The organism is Burkholderia sp. KL41, from assembly GCF_057005415.2.
On record NZ_CM174447.1, the window covers coordinates 3,568,240 to 3,583,062 of the forward strand.

The following is a 14,823-nucleotide window of genomic DNA, read 5'->3' on the forward strand; positions in this document are numbered from 1 at the left end:
GATCTCATCCCCAACGCGTGGGACGCCGCCTTTTATTCAAAGACAACCTATTGAGACTGCGGACATCTTTTTTGAGAAACAACAACAACAAGCCGTGGCGCTACCGAGCACGCTCACAAGGCCCCCGTACCGGCAATCGTCAACCAAACTGTACCGGTACTGTACAGAAAACCGTCGCTAAACTGACCTCCATCCCAGTCCAGAACAGAATGGAGAATCCGCGATGGAATTCCTCACCCTGAGCGCGCTGCCCGCCGGCATGCTGTTTGCGCTCGTCACGTCGATCACGCCTGGCCCGAACAACACGATGCTGCTCGCATCCGGCGTCAATTTCGGTTTCCGCCGCACCGTGCCGCACCTGTTCGGCATCAGCACCGGCGTCGCGATCCTGATGCTCTGTGTCGGCTTCGGCCTCGGCGAAGCATTCAAGCGCCTGCCGCTGCTCTATACGATCCTCGAAGTCGCGAGCGTCGCGTACCTGCTGTACCTCGCGTGGCGCATCGGCACGTCGGGCGAAGTGAAGGCACACGGCGGCAAGCCGCGGCCGATGACGTTCATCGAAGCCGCCGCTTTCCAGTGGATCAATCCGAAGGCATGGATGATGGTGCTGACCGCCGCGACGACGGTCCGCCTGTCCGGCGACTACGGGATGAACGCCGCGTGGATGGCCGTCGTATTCATTCTGATCGGCTTTCCGTGCATCAGCCTGTGGGCCGCGTTCGGGCTCGGCCTGCGCCGCTTCCTGTCGAATCCCCGCGCGCTGCGCCTCTTCAACGTGACGATGGCCGTACTGCTGATCCTGTCGCTGTACCCCCTGATCGCGCACCTGCTGCCGCAGTGAGCGCTCACGGCGCGCCCGTTGAGATTCGTGCCATGCAGGCGTACCCTTTTGGTACGGGCGCGCGCAACCGCTTCGCCGGTTGCGCCGCTGCTGCCGGGAGAGTGCCGATGAAGCCACTGCTGAGGGCGGGTGAACACATCGAGGGGATGCACTGGATCGCCGAGTATCGCCCGCTCACGCACGAGATTCGTGTGTTGCGCGAAGACATCGAGATCGGCATCTATTGCGCGCCACCGACGATGTTCGGCGAAGAGGAAGACATGGGCGCCGCGAACCTCTCCGATCATCGCAGCCGGGAGGCTGCGCTGCGCGCGTATCTGCGCAACTTCGTGAAGGAACACGACGCGGAAGAATAACCGGCGGCCCGACGGCCGCCGTTCGGCGGGCCGGCGCATCGCACCGGCCCGCGCGTCGCTCAATGCCCGAGCGATTCGATCTTGCCTGCCGGCTGCGTCACGCCATGCGGCCGCGCCATCTGCTTGATCAGCAGCGCGACACACGCGAGCAAGCCCGCGACGGCGATCGTCGCGAACACGCCCGCAAACGAGACATGCCGGCGCGTCAGCTCGGCGACAAGGAACGATCCCGCAATCCCGCCGAAGCGGCCGACGCCGAGCATCCACGCAACACCCGTGCCGCGCCCCTCGGTCGGATAGAACGCGGCGGCGAGCGCCGGCATCGACGATTGCGCGGTGTTCATCAGCACGCCGGCCACGAACACGACCAGCACGAGCAGCCCGACGTTGCCGGCCGCCTGCCCGATCGCATACACGCTGACGGCCGTCAGCGCGTAGCACACGGCGATCACGCGGTTCGCGTTGAAGCGGTCCATCAGCACGCCACAGAGCACGGCACCCACACCGCCGAGCGGGAACAGCGCGGAGATCAGCGTCGCGCTCTTCGGCGTCAGCCCGGCATCCTTCAGCAGGATCGGCATCCAGTTGATCGACGCGTAGAAGATCACGAGCCCCATGAAGTACGCGAGCCACAGCATCACCGAGCCGACGATGTACGAGCGCGACAGCACGACGCCGAGGCCCTTGCTGCCGGTCTGCGGCGCGGCTTCGGTCATCGCGAACGAACCGGCCTTCAGCGCTTCGCGCGAGATGCGCGCCAGCGTTGCGCGGATCTTGTCGACATGCTGGCCGCTCGCGACCATGAAGCGCACCGATTCCGGCATCTTCAGCAGCAACAGCACGCCGAGCAGCAGCGGCGTCACGCCGCCGAGGATCAGCACGCTGCGCCAGCCGAAATGCGGAATCATCCACGCGGCCAGGAAACCGCCGAACGCGGCGCCGAGCGGGAAGCCGCAGAACATCAGGTTGATCACGGTCGCGCGGCGCTTGTCCGGGCAGAACTCGCCCATCATCGTGACCGCGTTCGGCATCGCCGCGCCCAGCCCGACGCCGGTGATGAAACGCAGGATCGTCAGGTGTCCGATGGTCGTCGAGAATGCGGACATCAGGCATGCGACGCCGAACAGGAATACCGAGCCGAGCAGCAGCGAACGGCGGCCGAGCCGGTCGGACAGCGGGCCCGACACGAGCGCGCCGCACGCGAGGCCGAACAGCGCGGCGCTGAGTACCGGTGCGAGATCGGGCTTGGTGAGGTTCCATTCGCCGAGCAGCGACGGCGCGATGAAGCCGATCGCGGCCGTATCGAAGCCGTCGAGCAGCACGATCACGAAACACATGAGGAACACGAGCCATTGAAAGCCACCGAACGGCTGCTCGTTGATGAAGGTCTGGACATCGACCACGGGTGCGCGATTCATCGCTAGTCTCCTGTGTCGATCCAAGCTGGCGCCTTGGCGCCTACGTGGATCCCATGCGTCGTGGTCGACCGGCGTTGGCGTGTCAGCGCTTACTCCGGTCCCATGCAACGCTAATAATGTATGAGCAATACGGCATGGCAGCCGCGCCCTTCCTTTGTTCGTCCACCAATCATCCGGTGTGCCGTGCGCCGATGCTCTGCCGGCGCGTTCATCGATTCCGTCGTCGAAGGCCCGCTCGCGACAGCGGGCCACGCGATCGGTTGCGGCCGCCCTCAGCCGGCCGCGCCTGACCGACCGTCTTACGCGGCCGCGTCCTGTTCCTTGAAGATCTTGTCCGCGAGATGGAACGCGGAATTCGCGGCCGGCACGCCGCAATAGATCGCGGTCTGCAGCAGCACTTCCTTGATCTCGTCGCGGGTCACGCCGTTGTTGCGCGCGGCGCGCAGATGGAGCGCAAGCTCCTCGCCGCGATTGAGCGCCACCATCATCGCGATGGTCAGCAGGCTGCGCGTATGGCGCGGCAGGCCGTCGCGCGTCCAGATCTCGCCCCATGCATAACGCGTGATCAGGTTCTGGAATTCGTCGGTCACCTCGGTACGGTTCTCGATCGAACGATCGACGTGTGCGTCGCCGAGCACCGCGCGACGCACCGTCATCCCTGCTTCGTAACGTTCCTGGTCGTTCATCGCCGGTGCCTCACGCGGTCAGGAAATCGAGCAGCGCGCGGTTGAAGCCGTCGGTGCACTCGATGTTCGAAATATGCGCGGCGTCGAATTCGACGTGCTGCGCACCCGGAATCGCGGCGGCGAGCGCGCGGCCCTGGTCGGGCGGCGTCGACATGTCCTTCGCGCCGGTCACGACGAGCACCGGCAGCGCGATGCCTTTCACCTCTTCGCGCAGGTCGGCGGCATTCAGCGCGTCGCAGTTCGCCGCATAACCGTCCTTGTCGGTATGCACGAAGGTGTCGCGGATCGCATCGAACAGGCGCGGCTCACGCTCGACGAATGCGTCGGTGAACCAGCGCGGCAGCACGGCGTCGGCGAGCGCGGCCATCCCTTCGGCGCGTGCCTTTTGCGCGCGCGGCGCCCACACTTCCGGCGAACCGATCTTTGCCGCGGTGTTCGACAGCACCGCGCGCACGATGCGCGACGGGAAGCGCGCGGCCAGCGCCGCGCCCGTCAGCCCGCCCATCGAGATCCCGCAGAAATGCGCGCGATCGATGCCGACGTGGTCGAGCAGGCCGATCACGTCGCCGGCGAGCTGCTCGATCGTGTACGAACCGGCCGGTGCATCGGAATGGCCGTGGCCGCGCGTGTCGTAGCGCAGGATGTTGAAGTGCTGCGTGAGCGGACGGATCTGCGGTGCCCACATCTGCAGGTCGGCGCCGAGCGAATTCGAGAAGACGAGCCACGGCGCGTCGGCGCGCGCGGCACGGTCGATCCGGTAATGCAGTTTCACGCCGTTGACAGTGGCGAAAGGCATCGAGGTTCTCCTGGTTATTGCGTGCCCGCGTGCAGCGCGAGCACGGCGTCGACGCAGGCCTGCGCCTCGCCGACGTAATGAGCGGGATCAAGCAGCCGCGCGAGCGCGTCGCGCGACAGGTGCGCCGACACGGTCGCATCGGCGGCGAGCACATCGAACAGCGTCGAGCCCGTGCGCACGGCTTCCTTCGACGCATGCTCGACGACGTGATGCGCGTCGAGCCGGCCGATCTTGTCGCCGAGCGCGAGCATCACCGCTTCGCCGAGAATCAGCCCGCGCGTCAGGTCGAGGTTCGCGGCAAGGCGCTCGGTGTTCACGTCGAGGCCCGCGACGATCTGGGCGATCTGCGCAAGCGCGCCGCCGGTCAGGCGCGCGAGATCGGGCAGCGCGTCCCATTCGGCCTGCCAGCCGCCGAGCGCACGTTCATGTTCCTGAACCATGCCCGCAAACACCGTCGCGACGAGGTTCGGTGCGCGCACCGCGGCGGTGAGCACCGCCGCGCAACCGACCGGGTTGCGCTTGTGCGGCATCGTCGACGAGCCGCCCTTGCCGGCGGCGGCCGGTTCGCCAAGCTCGCCGACTTCGGTCTGCATCTGCAGCGACACGTCGCGCGCGATCTTGCCGAGCGTACCCGTCAGCATCCCGAAGCAGGACGCGGCTTCCGCGATGCGGTCGCGCTGCGTGTGCCACGGCACGGCCGGTGCGGCGAGCTTCAGGTCCGCCGCCAGCGCGGCCGTGACGCCGGCCGCGTGCTCGCGCAGGCTCGCGAGCGTGCCGGCCGCGCCGCCGAACTGCAGCACGAGCGCGCGTTCGCGCAATTCGGCGAAACGCGCGCGATGGCGCAGCAGCGCGTCGAGCCATTGCGCGAATTTCAGGCCAAGCGTGATCGGCAGCGCCTGCTGCAGCCACGTGCGGCCGATCATCGGCGTCGCGCGATGCGTGCGCGCGAGCGCCGCGAGCGACGCGCACGCTTCGTCGAGCATCGGCTCGAGCACGTCGAGCGTGTCGCGCAGCTGCAGCACGGTGGCGGTATCGATGATGTCCTGGCTCGTCGCGCCCCAGTGCACGAACTTCGCGGCCTCGGGGTCGTCGGCCTTCACCTGCGCGGTGAGCTGCTTGACGAGCGGAATCGCGAGATTGCCGCCGAGCGCCGCGCCGTGCACGAGCGCGTCGGCGTCGAGCCGGCTTGCGTCGCACGCGCGCTCGATCGGCGCGACCGCGGCGGCGGGAATCACCTGCTGCGCGGCGAGCGCGCGCGTGAGCGCGGCCTCGACGTCGAGCATCCGCTGGATCGTCGCGCGGGGCGACCAGATCCGGTTGAGCGGCTCGGTGCCGCAGATGAGGGAGGTCAGGCGGGCGCTGTCTTCGAGCATGGCATCAGATTGGGGAAACGGCGTGCGCCTATTGTCCACCCAAGCGTGCCGGCATGCGCGCAAGCGCACGCGCCGGCACGCCTGCGGTTCAGGCAGCCGCCTTTTGCGTCGCGTCGATCAGCGGCACGCCGGTCAGCTTCTGCAGTTCGTCGAACGACAGGTCGGTGAAGATCTCGCTCACGGCCAGCCCGTCGGCCGTCACGTCGAGCACGGCGAGATCCGTATAGATACGGCTCACGCATTGCACGCCGGTGACCGGATACGAGCACTGCGCGACGATCTTGCTCTCGCCCTGCTTCGTCAGGTGCTCCATCATCACGAACACCTGCTTCGCGCCGATCGCGAGGTCCATCGCGCCGCCGACCGCCGGAATCGCATCGGGTGCGCCCGTATGCCAGTTCGCGAGGTCGCCGTTCGCCGATACCTGGAACGCGCCGAGCACGCAGTAATCGAGGTGGCCGCCGCGCATCATCGCGAACGAATCCGAATGGTGGAAATACGCGCCGCCGGTGAGCAGCGTCACGTGCTGCTTGCCGGCGTTGATCAGTTCGTCGTCTTCCTCGCCGGGCGCGGGCGCGGGGCCCATGCCGAGCAGGCCGTTCTCGCTGTGCAGGAAGATCTCCTTGGTCGGGTCGAGGTGGTTCGCCACCAGCGTCGGCACGCCGATGCCGAGGTTCACGTACGCGCCTTCGGGGATGTCCTGGGCGACGCGCTTGGCCATTTCATCGCGGGTCAGTCGTTTCATCTGAATATCTCCCTCAAGCGGCTTGCGATGCAGCATGTTCGGCAGCCAGCTCGGCCGCATGCGCGGCCTGCGGCACCTCGACGACGCGCTGGACGAAAATGCCCGGCGTCACGATGTGTTCCGGGTTCAGCGCGCCGAGCGGCACGACTTCCGACACCTGCACGATCGCGACCTTCGCGGCGCTGGCCATGATCGGCCCGAAGTTGCGCGCGGTCTTGCGATATACGAGATTGCCCCAGCGATCGCCCTTGTACGCCTTCACGAGCGCGAAATCGGCGTGGATCGGCGTCTCGAACACATACGGCTTGCCGTCGATCACGCGCGTTTCCTTGCCTTCCGCGAGCTTGGTGCCGTAACCCGTCGGCGTGAAGAAGCCGCCGATGCCGGCGCCCGCCGCGCGGATACGCTCCGCGAGGTTGCCCTGCGGCACGAGTTCCAGCTCGATCTCGCCGGCGCGGTACAACCCGTCGAACACCTGCGAATCGCTCTGGCGCGGGAACGAGCAGATGATCTTGCGCACCTGCTTCGCCTTCAGCAGCGCCGCGAGGCCCGTCTCGCCGTTGCCCGCGTTGTTGTTGACGATCGTCAGGTCGCGCGCGCCCTGCTCGATCAGCGCGTCGATCAGCTCGGACGGCATGCCGGCCGTGCCGAAGCCGCCGATCATGATTGTCGCGCCGTCGTGGATGTCGGCCACTGCCGACTGAAGCGATTCGAAAATCTTGTTGACCATGTCTCTTCCTGATACGAACCCGCGGCTCGATGCGCGGCCTGTCGAGGGGACACGCGCGTGCCGCGTGCCGCGTGTCGCGCCGGGGCCGATCTCGATCCCGGTATTTGTTCGCTAATCGAACCTAGATTCGATTAGCGAACGATGGGCCGATCATAGAGTCGCGCACAGCGCGTTGTCAAGGCGGGTTCCCTCGGGGGCCGTCGCGTCGTCGAACGGCAGCCCGACGTAGTTTTCGGCGAGCGACTGCGCGGCGGCCCGCGAGCGCGTCACGTATTTCAGCTCGGCAAACTTCAGGCGATTGACGAACGGCGAATCCTCCGGCGACGAGTGCAGCATGTTCGTCATGAAGTACGAGAAGTGCTCGGCCCGCCACACGCGTTCGAGGCAGGTCGCCGAATACGTGTCGAGCAGCGTCGCGTCGCCGTTGCGGTAGCGCGCGCCGAGCGCGCGGGACAGCGCGCGAACGTCCGCCACCGCGAGGTTCATCCCCTTCGCGCCGGTCGGCGGCACGATGTGCGCGGCGTCGCCGGCGAGGAAGATGCGCCCGTGCTGCATCGTCTCCGACACGAAGCTGCGCATCGGCGTCACGCTTTTCTGCGTGATCCGGCCCTCGGTCGGCGTCCAGCCCGTGTCGTTCGAGAAGCGCGTGTGCAGTTCGTCCCAGATCCGCGCATCGGACCATTCGGTGAGGTCCTCGTCGGGCTTGCACTGCAGGTACAGGCGCGTGACCGTCGGCGAGCGCATCGAGAAGAGGGCGAAACCGTTGTCGTGATGCGCGTAGACGAGCTCGTCGAGCGACGGCGCCGCGTCGGCGAGGATGCCGAGCCATGCGAACGGATACACGCGTTCAAACGTGTTCAGCCGCTCGGCCGGGATCGTCTGGCGCGCGATGCCGTGGAAGCCGTCGCAGCCGGCGATGTAGTCGCAGTCGATGCGGTCTTCGCGGCCGTCGGCATGCTTGAACGTGACGAACGGGTGTTCGCCTTCGACGTCGTGCAGCGCGACGTCGCTGACTTCGAAATGCATCTGGTGGCCATGTTCGACGCCCGCCGCGATCAGGTCGCGCACGACTTCATGCTGGCTGTAGACGGTGATCGCGCGCCCGCCGGTCAATTCGGACAGGTCGATGCGATGGCGCTGCCCGGAGAACAGCAGCTCGATGCCGTGATGCTCGAGCCCCTCGCGGCGCATCCGGTCGCCGAGGCCGGCGTCGTTCAGCGTATCGACCGTGCCCTGCTCCAGCACGCCGGCGCGGATGCGGTTCTCGCAGTATTCGCGCGAACGCGCTTCGACGAGGATGGAATCGACGCCTTGCAGGCGCAGCAGATGGGAAAGCAAAAGGCCGGACGGGCCGGCGCCGATGATGGCGACCTGGGTGCGCATTGTTCGTCTCCTGAACATTAATTCGAATCGTCGAACACATTTGAGCGCTTTCCCGACTATGCGGCAACGCGATTCAGGAGATATGTTGTATACGTTTTCAAGATACTGGCCTGGCGATGGAAGCGCTCGATCTGAACCTCATTCCCTACCTCGTCGCGCTCGACGACACGCGCAACGTGAGCCGTGCCGGCGACCTGCTCGGCGTAAGCCAGCCGCGCGTGAGCACGGCGCTCGGCCGGCTGCGCGAGTACTTCGGCGATCCGCTGTTCGTGCGCACGTCGCGCGGGATGGAACCGACGCCGCGCGCGCTCGCGCTGCTGCCGGCCGCCCGCGACGCGCTCGCGCAGATCGAGCGCGGCCTCGTCGCGCCGCACGACTTCGACCCGGCCGCGAGCACGCATACGTTCTCGATCGCGCTGTCGGACGTGGGCGAGATCGTGTTCCTGCCGAAGCTGCTGCAGGCGTTCGCGATGCGTGCACCGCACGCGAACCTGCGCTCGGTCTCGCTCGCGCACGACGAAGTCGGTCGCGGCCTCGAAGCCGGGTCGATCGATCTCGCGGTCGGCTACTTCCCCGATCTCGACGGCAACAACTTCTTCCAGCAGCGGTTGTTCACGCACCGGTTCGTCTGCCTGATGCGGCGCGGCCACCCGTTCGAACAGGCGCCGCCGTTCACGGTCGAACAGTTCCTCACCTGCGGGCACGCGGTGGTGCGTGCCGAAGGGCGCAGCCAGGAGGTCCTCGAGAAATATCTCGCGAAGCAGCGCATGCAGCGCCGCGCGGTGCTCGAGACGCCGCATTTCATGAGCCTGCCGTTCATCCTGAGCCGCACCGACCTGATCGCGACGGTGCCGCATGCGATCGGCTATGCGTATGCAGCCGAGCACGCGTTCATCGTGCCCGTCGAGCCGCCGCTCGCCCTGCCGCGCTTCGACCTGAAGCAGCACTGGCATCGCAAGTACCACAACGATCCGCGCACCGCGTGGCTGCGCGGCGTGGTCGCGTCGCTGTTCAACGACGAGCAGGACGAGTGGCCGAAGTGAGCGACAGGCCGCGCACGCGACCTGCGAAAGCATGAAACAATGCCCGGATTCCGCGCCGCCCCGGCGGCGGCATTCGATGGAGCAGATAGATGGCTAAAAAGAAGTCCGCGCGGCCCGAGCCGGCCGCATCCCGTCCGAGCCGTGAAGAAGCGGAAGACGCCGTTCGCGTGCTGTTGCGCTGGGCCGGCGACGATCCCGCACGCGAAGGCCTGATCGACACGCCCGCGCGCGTCGTGCGCGCCTACGAGCAGTTCTTCGCCGGTTACGCGCTGGAGCCGCGCGACATCCTCGCGCGCACGTTCAGCGAAGTCGACGGCTACGACGAAATGATCGTGCTGAAGGACATCCGCTTCGAGAGCTACTGCGAGCACCACATGGTGCCGATCATCGGCCGCGCGCACGTCGCGTATCTGCCGAACCATCGCGTGGTCGGCATCTCGAAACTCGCGCGCCTCGTCGACGCGTTCGCGAAGCGCCTGCAGATCCAGGAAAAGATGACCGTGCAGATCGCCGACACGCTGTTCGACGTGCTGCAGCCGAAGGGCGTCGGCGTGATCCTCGAAGCCGCGCACCAGTGCATCTCGACGCGCGGCGTGCACAAGCCGGGCGTCGAGATGGTGACGTCGCGCATGCTCGGCACGTTCCGCACCGATCCGTCGACGCGGCGCGAATTCCTGTCGATCGTCGCGAATCCTTCTTCAGTCAACCTGACGAATACGTAATGGAGTCGACGAAGCAAACGGCGCACGCGCCCGTCGTGCTCGTGACCGGCGCCGCGCGCCGGGCCGGGCGCGCGTTCGCCGAGTATTTCGCCGCGCACGGCTATCGCACCGCGGTGCACTACGACCGTTCGGCCGATGCGGCGCAGGCCGCGGCCCGCGCGATCGCCGAACGCGGGCACGATTCGGTTGCGTTGCAGGCCGACCTGTCGGATGCCGAACAGATCACCGCGCTGATCGACCAGGTGTATGCGCGCTTCGGGCGCCTCGACGTGCTCGTCAACAACGCGTCGGTATTCTGGCAGGACCATTTCCCGAGCTTCGACCTCGCGGCGTTCGACCAGGCGTGGGCCGTCAACTGCCGCGCGCCGATCCTGCTCACGCGCGCGTTCTACGAACGGGCCCGCGCGGCCGGCACGCAGGGTGTCGTCGTGAACGTGGTCGACCAGAAGATCAAGGAAAACTTTCACCGCGACCATTTCAGCTATACGGTCGCGAAGGCCGCGCTCGGCAACCTCACGCAGATGCTCGCGCTGTCGTCCGCGCCGGTGCTGCGCGTGAACGCGGTGTTCCCCGGGCTGATGCTGCCGAGCGACGACCAGACGCCGGCCGACTTCGAACACGCGAGCCGCGCATCGACGCCGCTCGCGCGCATCGCGGGCCCCGACGACGTCGCGAGCGCGATCCTGATGCTGACGGGCAACGCGTACAACGGCGTGGATTTCGTCGTCGATGCGGGGCAGAACCTGATCCGCGTCGACCAGGACGTGCTGTACAAGCACCGCGCGCCCGACAGCAAGCACTGACCGACGCGCGCGGCGGCGGGCGCCCGGCGCCCGCGCGCCGCGTTACGGCTTCTCGGTGCTCCCGCCTTCGCGAACCTTGCCCTGCGCGACGCTCGTGCCGGGCGGCACGCTGTGCGTGAGCCACACATTGCCGCCGATCACCGAACCGCGCCCGATCGTCACGCGGCCGAGAATCGTCGCGCCCGCGTAGATCACCACGTCGTCCTCGACGATCGGGTGCCGTGCGTTGCCCTTGACCAGCGCACCGTCGCCATCGGCCGGGAAGCTTTTCGCGCCGAGCGTGACGGCCTGGTACACGCGCACGCGCTCGCCGATGATCGCCGTCTCGCCGATCACGACACCCGTGCCGTGGTCGATGAAGAAGCTCGGGCCGATCTGCGCACCCGGGTGGATGTCGATGCCGGTGGCCGAGTGGGCGATTTCATTGATGAATCGCGCAAGCAGCGGTACGCCAAGCTGGTGCAGCGCGTGTGCGAGCCGGTGGTGCATCATCGCCAGCACGCCGGGGTAGCACAGCAGGATCTCGGTGATGTGCTGCGCGGCCGGATCGCCCGCATAGGCGGCCTGGATATCGCTGACGAGCAGCGCGCGGACCGCCGGCAACTGCCGGCCGAATTCGCGCGCGATCTCGAACGCGCGTTCGTCGAGCTCGGCGAACGGCGTATCGGCATGCTCGGGCAGGAACGGCAGCGCGCGGCGAATCTGTTCGGACAGGATGCGCAGCGTGCTTTCGAGCGTGTGGCCGACGTAAAAATCGACGCTTTCGTCGGTCAGGTCCGGGGCGCCGTAGTGCGTCGGAAACATCGACGCGCGCAGGCCGGTCACAATCTTGCAGATCGCATCGCGTGACGGCAGTTCGCGGATGCCGCGCGGATGGCGCGTGCGATGGAGTTCCTCGCGCGACTCACGCAAGCCGGCGACGATTTCTTCCAGGCCCCACTGACGGGCGGGTGATGTCGACATATATCAATGCAGGCGGCCGCGCTCGGTCGCACGGCCGCTAATAAAGTGACGGGTTCCGCAAGATTACCGCGTTTTGTGCCCGCCAGCGGCACGCCGGGGATCGGCCGGACGGCCGAGGGCACCGAATCGCGGCGACGTCAGATCGTGATGCTGCTGGCGTCGATCCATCGCACGGCCCAGTCGCGCGCGTGCGCGATGGCGTCGCCTTCGTCGTTGAACTGGAGCTCGATCGGGAAAAAGCGGTTCGCGACGAGCTCCCCGTCGCTCGATCGGGAGATCACGACGTAGGGCTTGAACGAACCGTCGCTGGCACGCGCGGGCGCGCAGTTCAACAGATAACCGCGGTGCGTGAAGGCAGTAGTCGCTTGCATGAATCCGCCACCTCTAGTCCCTTGCTTTGTTGTTCACTGCCCGTCTTTAAGGGTGCTGCGGCGCCCCGGCGCGGGCAGAGGCGGCGCGACTCAATCCCCTGTCGCCGCTTCGCAGGAAAAGAATCATACTCTGTAGAAAACGCGTCTTCTAGCTGAAATAAATCACGACAAATCAGTGCGCGTCGCGCGACCGCGGCGATCGCCCGCGCGCCTTTTCCCGTCATGCCCGGAACGGGATTTGCTTCGATCCGGAACGCTTCGCCGCGAGGAGAGCCGCGATGGAATCATCCGGTCAAACCGAGCGCTTGCGCCCACGCAGCATCGAGCTCGACAACGACGACACGCACGACAGCACGGTCGACACCGACGGCAAGAACCGCGAGGCGTCGCGTCTCGCCGGCGGCGGGCCGATCTCGCCCGACCAGATCACGCGCAGCAACGCGTCGCTCGTCAATGCGATGCCGGAAGCCGGCGACGGCTTCGCCGGGTTCGACAGCCGCCCCGGCGGCAACCATCCGGCGTTCGCGCTGCGTGCCGGATACATGGTGATCGAGAAAGGCTTCGACGCGCCGCCGGCGATGAGCGATGCGCCGTTCGGCCCCGTCCACCGGATGTACGGCAGCACGTACTGGCCCGGCCACCAGCGGCGGCCGGAGCGCGTATTCGAGCTGACCGCCGTCCCGAGATAGCCGGCGCGGCGTTTGAATCGATCGTTCGTTTGCCAACCGGTATCGGCCGACAGCCGATGGCCGAGGATCGGCGCACGCGACAGTGCGCCGACCGTGGGCCGGCAACCGCGCGATGCAGGAGCGAACGATTCCGCGCGACGGCGCCGGCGGTCTCATGCACGCCGTGAATCGCACCGATGCAGATGCGTTGATCGAGGTCATGTCGAAACGGCGCGATTGCGATTGAATGGCGATGCGGGCGATGCATCCGCGTGACCGTCGCGCGGTGTCGCTTCGATCGGCGCGCGCGGCAATGCACGTGCATGCGCATGTGCCGCGCGCGACAACGCTGCCCGCGCATGCGTTTCCACCGACGATGCGGACGACGGCGGCGGCCACGCCGCACGACACGTCCCGCACGTCACTGCATGCACCCTGTGCATGGCGTGCGCCGCAAAATCGGAGGCGGCACCGCCGCGCGGCACGACCGGCACCTCGCTGCAAAGTCCCGGCCATTGGTTTACCCTGCCTCGCAGCATCTCGCATCGCCCAGCCCGATCGGCCATCCGGCCGACTTCGTTTCAACCCGCCACTCGGAGACACTATGTACAAGCGTATTCTGGTTGCCGTCGACGGCAGCGACACGTCCCGCCATGCGTTCGATGCGGCGCTGGCGCTCGCGAAATCGCACGGCGCCGAGCTGCAACCGTTCTACGTCGTCGAGAACGCCGCGATCTACTACAACGTACCCGGCTACGATCCGTCCGTGCTGCGCGACCAGCTCGTCGCGCAGGGCGACGCGCTCGCGAAGGATTTCACGGCGCTGATGCAGGCAGCGGGCGTGAAGGGCGAGACGCGGCGGAGCGAAGCGACGTCGCTCAACGACGTATCGTCGCTGATCCTGGACGGCGCGAAAGCGTTCGGCGCCGATCTGCTGGTGCTCGGCACGCACGGCCGCCGCGGGTTCCGCCGTCTCGTGCTCGGCAGCATCGCCGAGCAATGCGTGCGCCACGCGACGCTGCCCGTGCTGCTGATCCCGGCGGCCGCCAACGTCGACGAGCCGGCCGCGTGAACGGCGTTCGGCATACGCGGCCGGTCGCGACGTTTTGTCACCCGACAGCGGCAAGTTGCGGTGGGACAATGATTCCGTCGATTCAACGCCGGAGTAAACGATCATGCTGACGCCCGTCGCCACACGTCCCGCCGCCACGCCTCATGCCGGTAGCTGGGCGCCTCGCCAGGCCGCCCACTGCTCGACGTGCGCGATGCGGCACCTGTGCATGCCGCAGGGGCTGGCGCCCGAAGCGCTCAGTCGCCTCGAATCGGTCATCTGCGCGGCGCGCCCCGTCAAGCGCGGCGAAGCGCTGTTCCGCGAAGGCGACGCATTCGACAACCTGTACGCGGTGCGCTCGGGTTCGCTGAAAACCGTCGCGACGCGCCACGATGGCCGCGAGCAGGTCACCGGCCTGCATCTCGCCGGCGAAGCGCTCGGCCTCGACGGCATCTGCGACGACACGCATCCGCGCACCGCGGTCGCGCTGGAAGACAGCTCCGTCTGCGTGATTCCGTACAGCGCGCTCAAGGCATTGTGCTCGGAAGCCGGTTCGATGCAGTTGCGCATGCACAAGCTGATGAGCGAACAGATCGTGCGCGAAACGTCGCAAACGATGCTGCTCGGCTCGCTGAATGCCGAAGAGCGCGTCGCCGCGTTCCTGCTCGACGTATCGTCGCGTTACCTGAAGCGCGGCTACTCGCCGTCGGAATTCAACCTGCGGATGACGCGCGAAGACATCGGCAGCTACCTCGGCATGACGCTCGAAACGGTCAGCCGCACGCTGTCGAAATTCCAGAAGCGCGGCCTGATCGAAATGCAGGGCCGCCACGTCCAGATCGTCGATTTCGACGGCCTGCACCACGTCTGACGT

The 14,823-nt window shown here is 67.0% G+C and carries 17 protein-coding genes; 8 read left to right on the forward strand and 9 right to left on the reverse strand.

What is annotated here, in order from left to right; translation table 11 throughout:
- Positions 1-223: 223 nt before the first annotated feature.
- Together PQB87_RS33515 and PQB87_RS33520 are read left to right on the forward strand one after the other, a co-directional pair.
- Positions 224-841 carry a LysE family translocator gene (locus PQB87_RS33515; RefSeq protein WP_048021269.1) on the forward strand — a complete coding sequence of 206 codons (618 nt, stop codon included), beginning with the start codon at positions 224-226 and terminating at the stop codon, positions 839-841.
- A 107-nt stretch (positions 842-948) separates the two neighbouring features.
- Complete coding sequence (locus PQB87_RS33520; RefSeq protein ID WP_027790093.1) at positions 949-1,197, forward strand: hypothetical protein; 249 nt, start codon at positions 949-951, stop codon at positions 1,195-1,197.
- Positions 1,198-1,256: 59 nt separating this feature from the next.
- On the opposite strand, the gene PQB87_RS33525 is transcribed toward PQB87_RS33520, so the two are convergent.
- From PQB87_RS33525 to pobA, 7 genes are all read right to left on the reverse strand, one after another.
- Positions 1,257-2,615, reverse strand: a complete 1,359-nt coding sequence (locus tag PQB87_RS33525; RefSeq protein WP_059684818.1) for an MFS transporter — start codon at positions 2,613-2,615, stop codon at positions 1,257-1,259.
- A gap of 299 nt (positions 2,616-2,914) precedes the next feature.
- Positions 2,915-3,301 carry a 4-carboxymuconolactone decarboxylase gene (pcaC, locus tag PQB87_RS33530; protein WP_021157590.1) on the reverse strand — a complete coding sequence of 129 codons (387 nt, stop codon included), beginning with the start codon at positions 3,299-3,301 and terminating at the stop codon, positions 2,915-2,917.
- 10 nt (positions 3,302-3,311) lie between these two features.
- Positions 3,312-4,097, reverse strand: a complete 786-nt coding sequence (pcaD, locus tag PQB87_RS33535; protein ID WP_111938630.1) for a 3-oxoadipate enol-lactonase — start codon at positions 4,095-4,097, stop codon at positions 3,312-3,314.
- Positions 4,098-4,111: 14 nt separating this feature from the next.
- Positions 4,112-5,470, reverse strand: a complete 1,359-nt coding sequence (locus PQB87_RS33540; RefSeq protein ID WP_111938631.1) for a 3-carboxy-cis,cis-muconate cycloisomerase — start codon at positions 5,468-5,470, stop codon at positions 4,112-4,114.
- Positions 5,471-5,558: 88 nt separating this feature from the next.
- Positions 5,559-6,215: a CoA transferase subunit B gene (locus tag PQB87_RS33545; RefSeq protein ID WP_489243374.1), complete on the reverse strand. Its 657-nt coding sequence runs from the start codon at positions 6,213-6,215 to the stop codon at positions 5,559-5,561.
- 13 nt (positions 6,216-6,228) lie between these two features.
- A complete protein-coding gene (locus PQB87_RS33550; RefSeq protein WP_021157587.1) occupies positions 6,229-6,945 on the reverse strand; it encodes a 3-oxoacid CoA-transferase subunit A in 717 nt (238 codons plus the stop codon).
- A 150-nt stretch (positions 6,946-7,095) separates the two neighbouring features.
- Entirely contained in the window at positions 7,096-8,328 is a 1,233-nt protein-coding gene (gene pobA, locus PQB87_RS33555; RefSeq protein ID WP_489243375.1) for a 4-hydroxybenzoate 3-monooxygenase, read from the reverse strand.
- Positions 8,329-8,444: 116 nt separating this feature from the next.
- On the opposite strand from pobA, the gene PQB87_RS33560 reads away from it, so the two are divergent.
- From PQB87_RS33560 to PQB87_RS33570, 3 genes are all read left to right on the forward strand, one after another.
- Positions 8,445-9,371 carry a LysR family transcriptional regulator gene (locus PQB87_RS33560; RefSeq protein ID WP_059489708.1) on the forward strand — a complete coding sequence of 309 codons (927 nt, stop codon included), beginning with the start codon at positions 8,445-8,447 and terminating at the stop codon, positions 9,369-9,371.
- A gap of 89 nt (positions 9,372-9,460) precedes the next feature.
- Positions 9,461-10,093: a GTP cyclohydrolase I FolE gene (folE, locus tag PQB87_RS33565; protein WP_021157584.1), complete on the forward strand. Its 633-nt coding sequence runs from the start codon at positions 9,461-9,463 to the stop codon at positions 10,091-10,093.
- Entirely contained in the window at positions 10,093-10,896 is an 804-nt protein-coding gene (locus PQB87_RS33570; protein ID WP_048021261.1) for an SDR family oxidoreductase, read from the forward strand. The genes folE and PQB87_RS33570 overlap by 1 nt, the downstream gene beginning before the upstream one ends.
- A gap of 42 nt (positions 10,897-10,938) precedes the next feature.
- Here PQB87_RS33570 and epsC read toward each other — a convergent pair whose 3' ends face one another.
- Together epsC and PQB87_RS33580 are read right to left on the reverse strand one after the other, a co-directional pair.
- Positions 10,939-11,859 (reverse strand): serine O-acetyltransferase EpsC, encoded by a 921-nt coding sequence (gene epsC, locus PQB87_RS33575; protein WP_021157582.1) that lies wholly within the window; start codon positions 11,857-11,859, stop codon positions 10,939-10,941.
- Between the two features lie 137 nt (positions 11,860-11,996).
- On the reverse strand, positions 11,997-12,230 hold the full coding sequence (locus tag PQB87_RS33580) for a hypothetical protein (protein ID WP_011356723.1): 234 nt from the start codon (positions 12,228-12,230) through the stop codon (positions 11,997-11,999).
- Between the two features lie 278 nt (positions 12,231-12,508).
- Between PQB87_RS33580 and PQB87_RS33585 the strand changes: the two genes are divergently transcribed.
- The 3 genes from PQB87_RS33585 (at position 12,509) to fnr (ending at position 14,820) form a co-directional block, all read left to right on the forward strand.
- The gene (locus PQB87_RS33585) at positions 12,509-12,919 is read left to right on the forward strand and encodes a DUF3005 domain-containing protein (RefSeq protein WP_059684808.1); all 411 of its coding nucleotides are present in this window, start codon (positions 12,509-12,511) and stop codon (positions 12,917-12,919) included.
- Between the two features lie 583 nt (positions 12,920-13,502).
- The gene (locus PQB87_RS33590; protein ID WP_059684805.1) at positions 13,503-13,970 is read left to right on the forward strand and encodes a universal stress protein; all 468 of its coding nucleotides are present in this window, start codon (positions 13,503-13,505) and stop codon (positions 13,968-13,970) included.
- A gap of 103 nt (positions 13,971-14,073) precedes the next feature.
- Positions 14,074-14,820 (forward strand): fumarate/nitrate reduction transcriptional regulator Fnr, encoded by a 747-nt coding sequence (fnr, locus tag PQB87_RS33595; RefSeq protein ID WP_059523493.1) that lies wholly within the window; start codon positions 14,074-14,076, stop codon positions 14,818-14,820.
- The last annotated feature ends 3 nt before the right edge of the window (positions 14,821-14,823 follow it).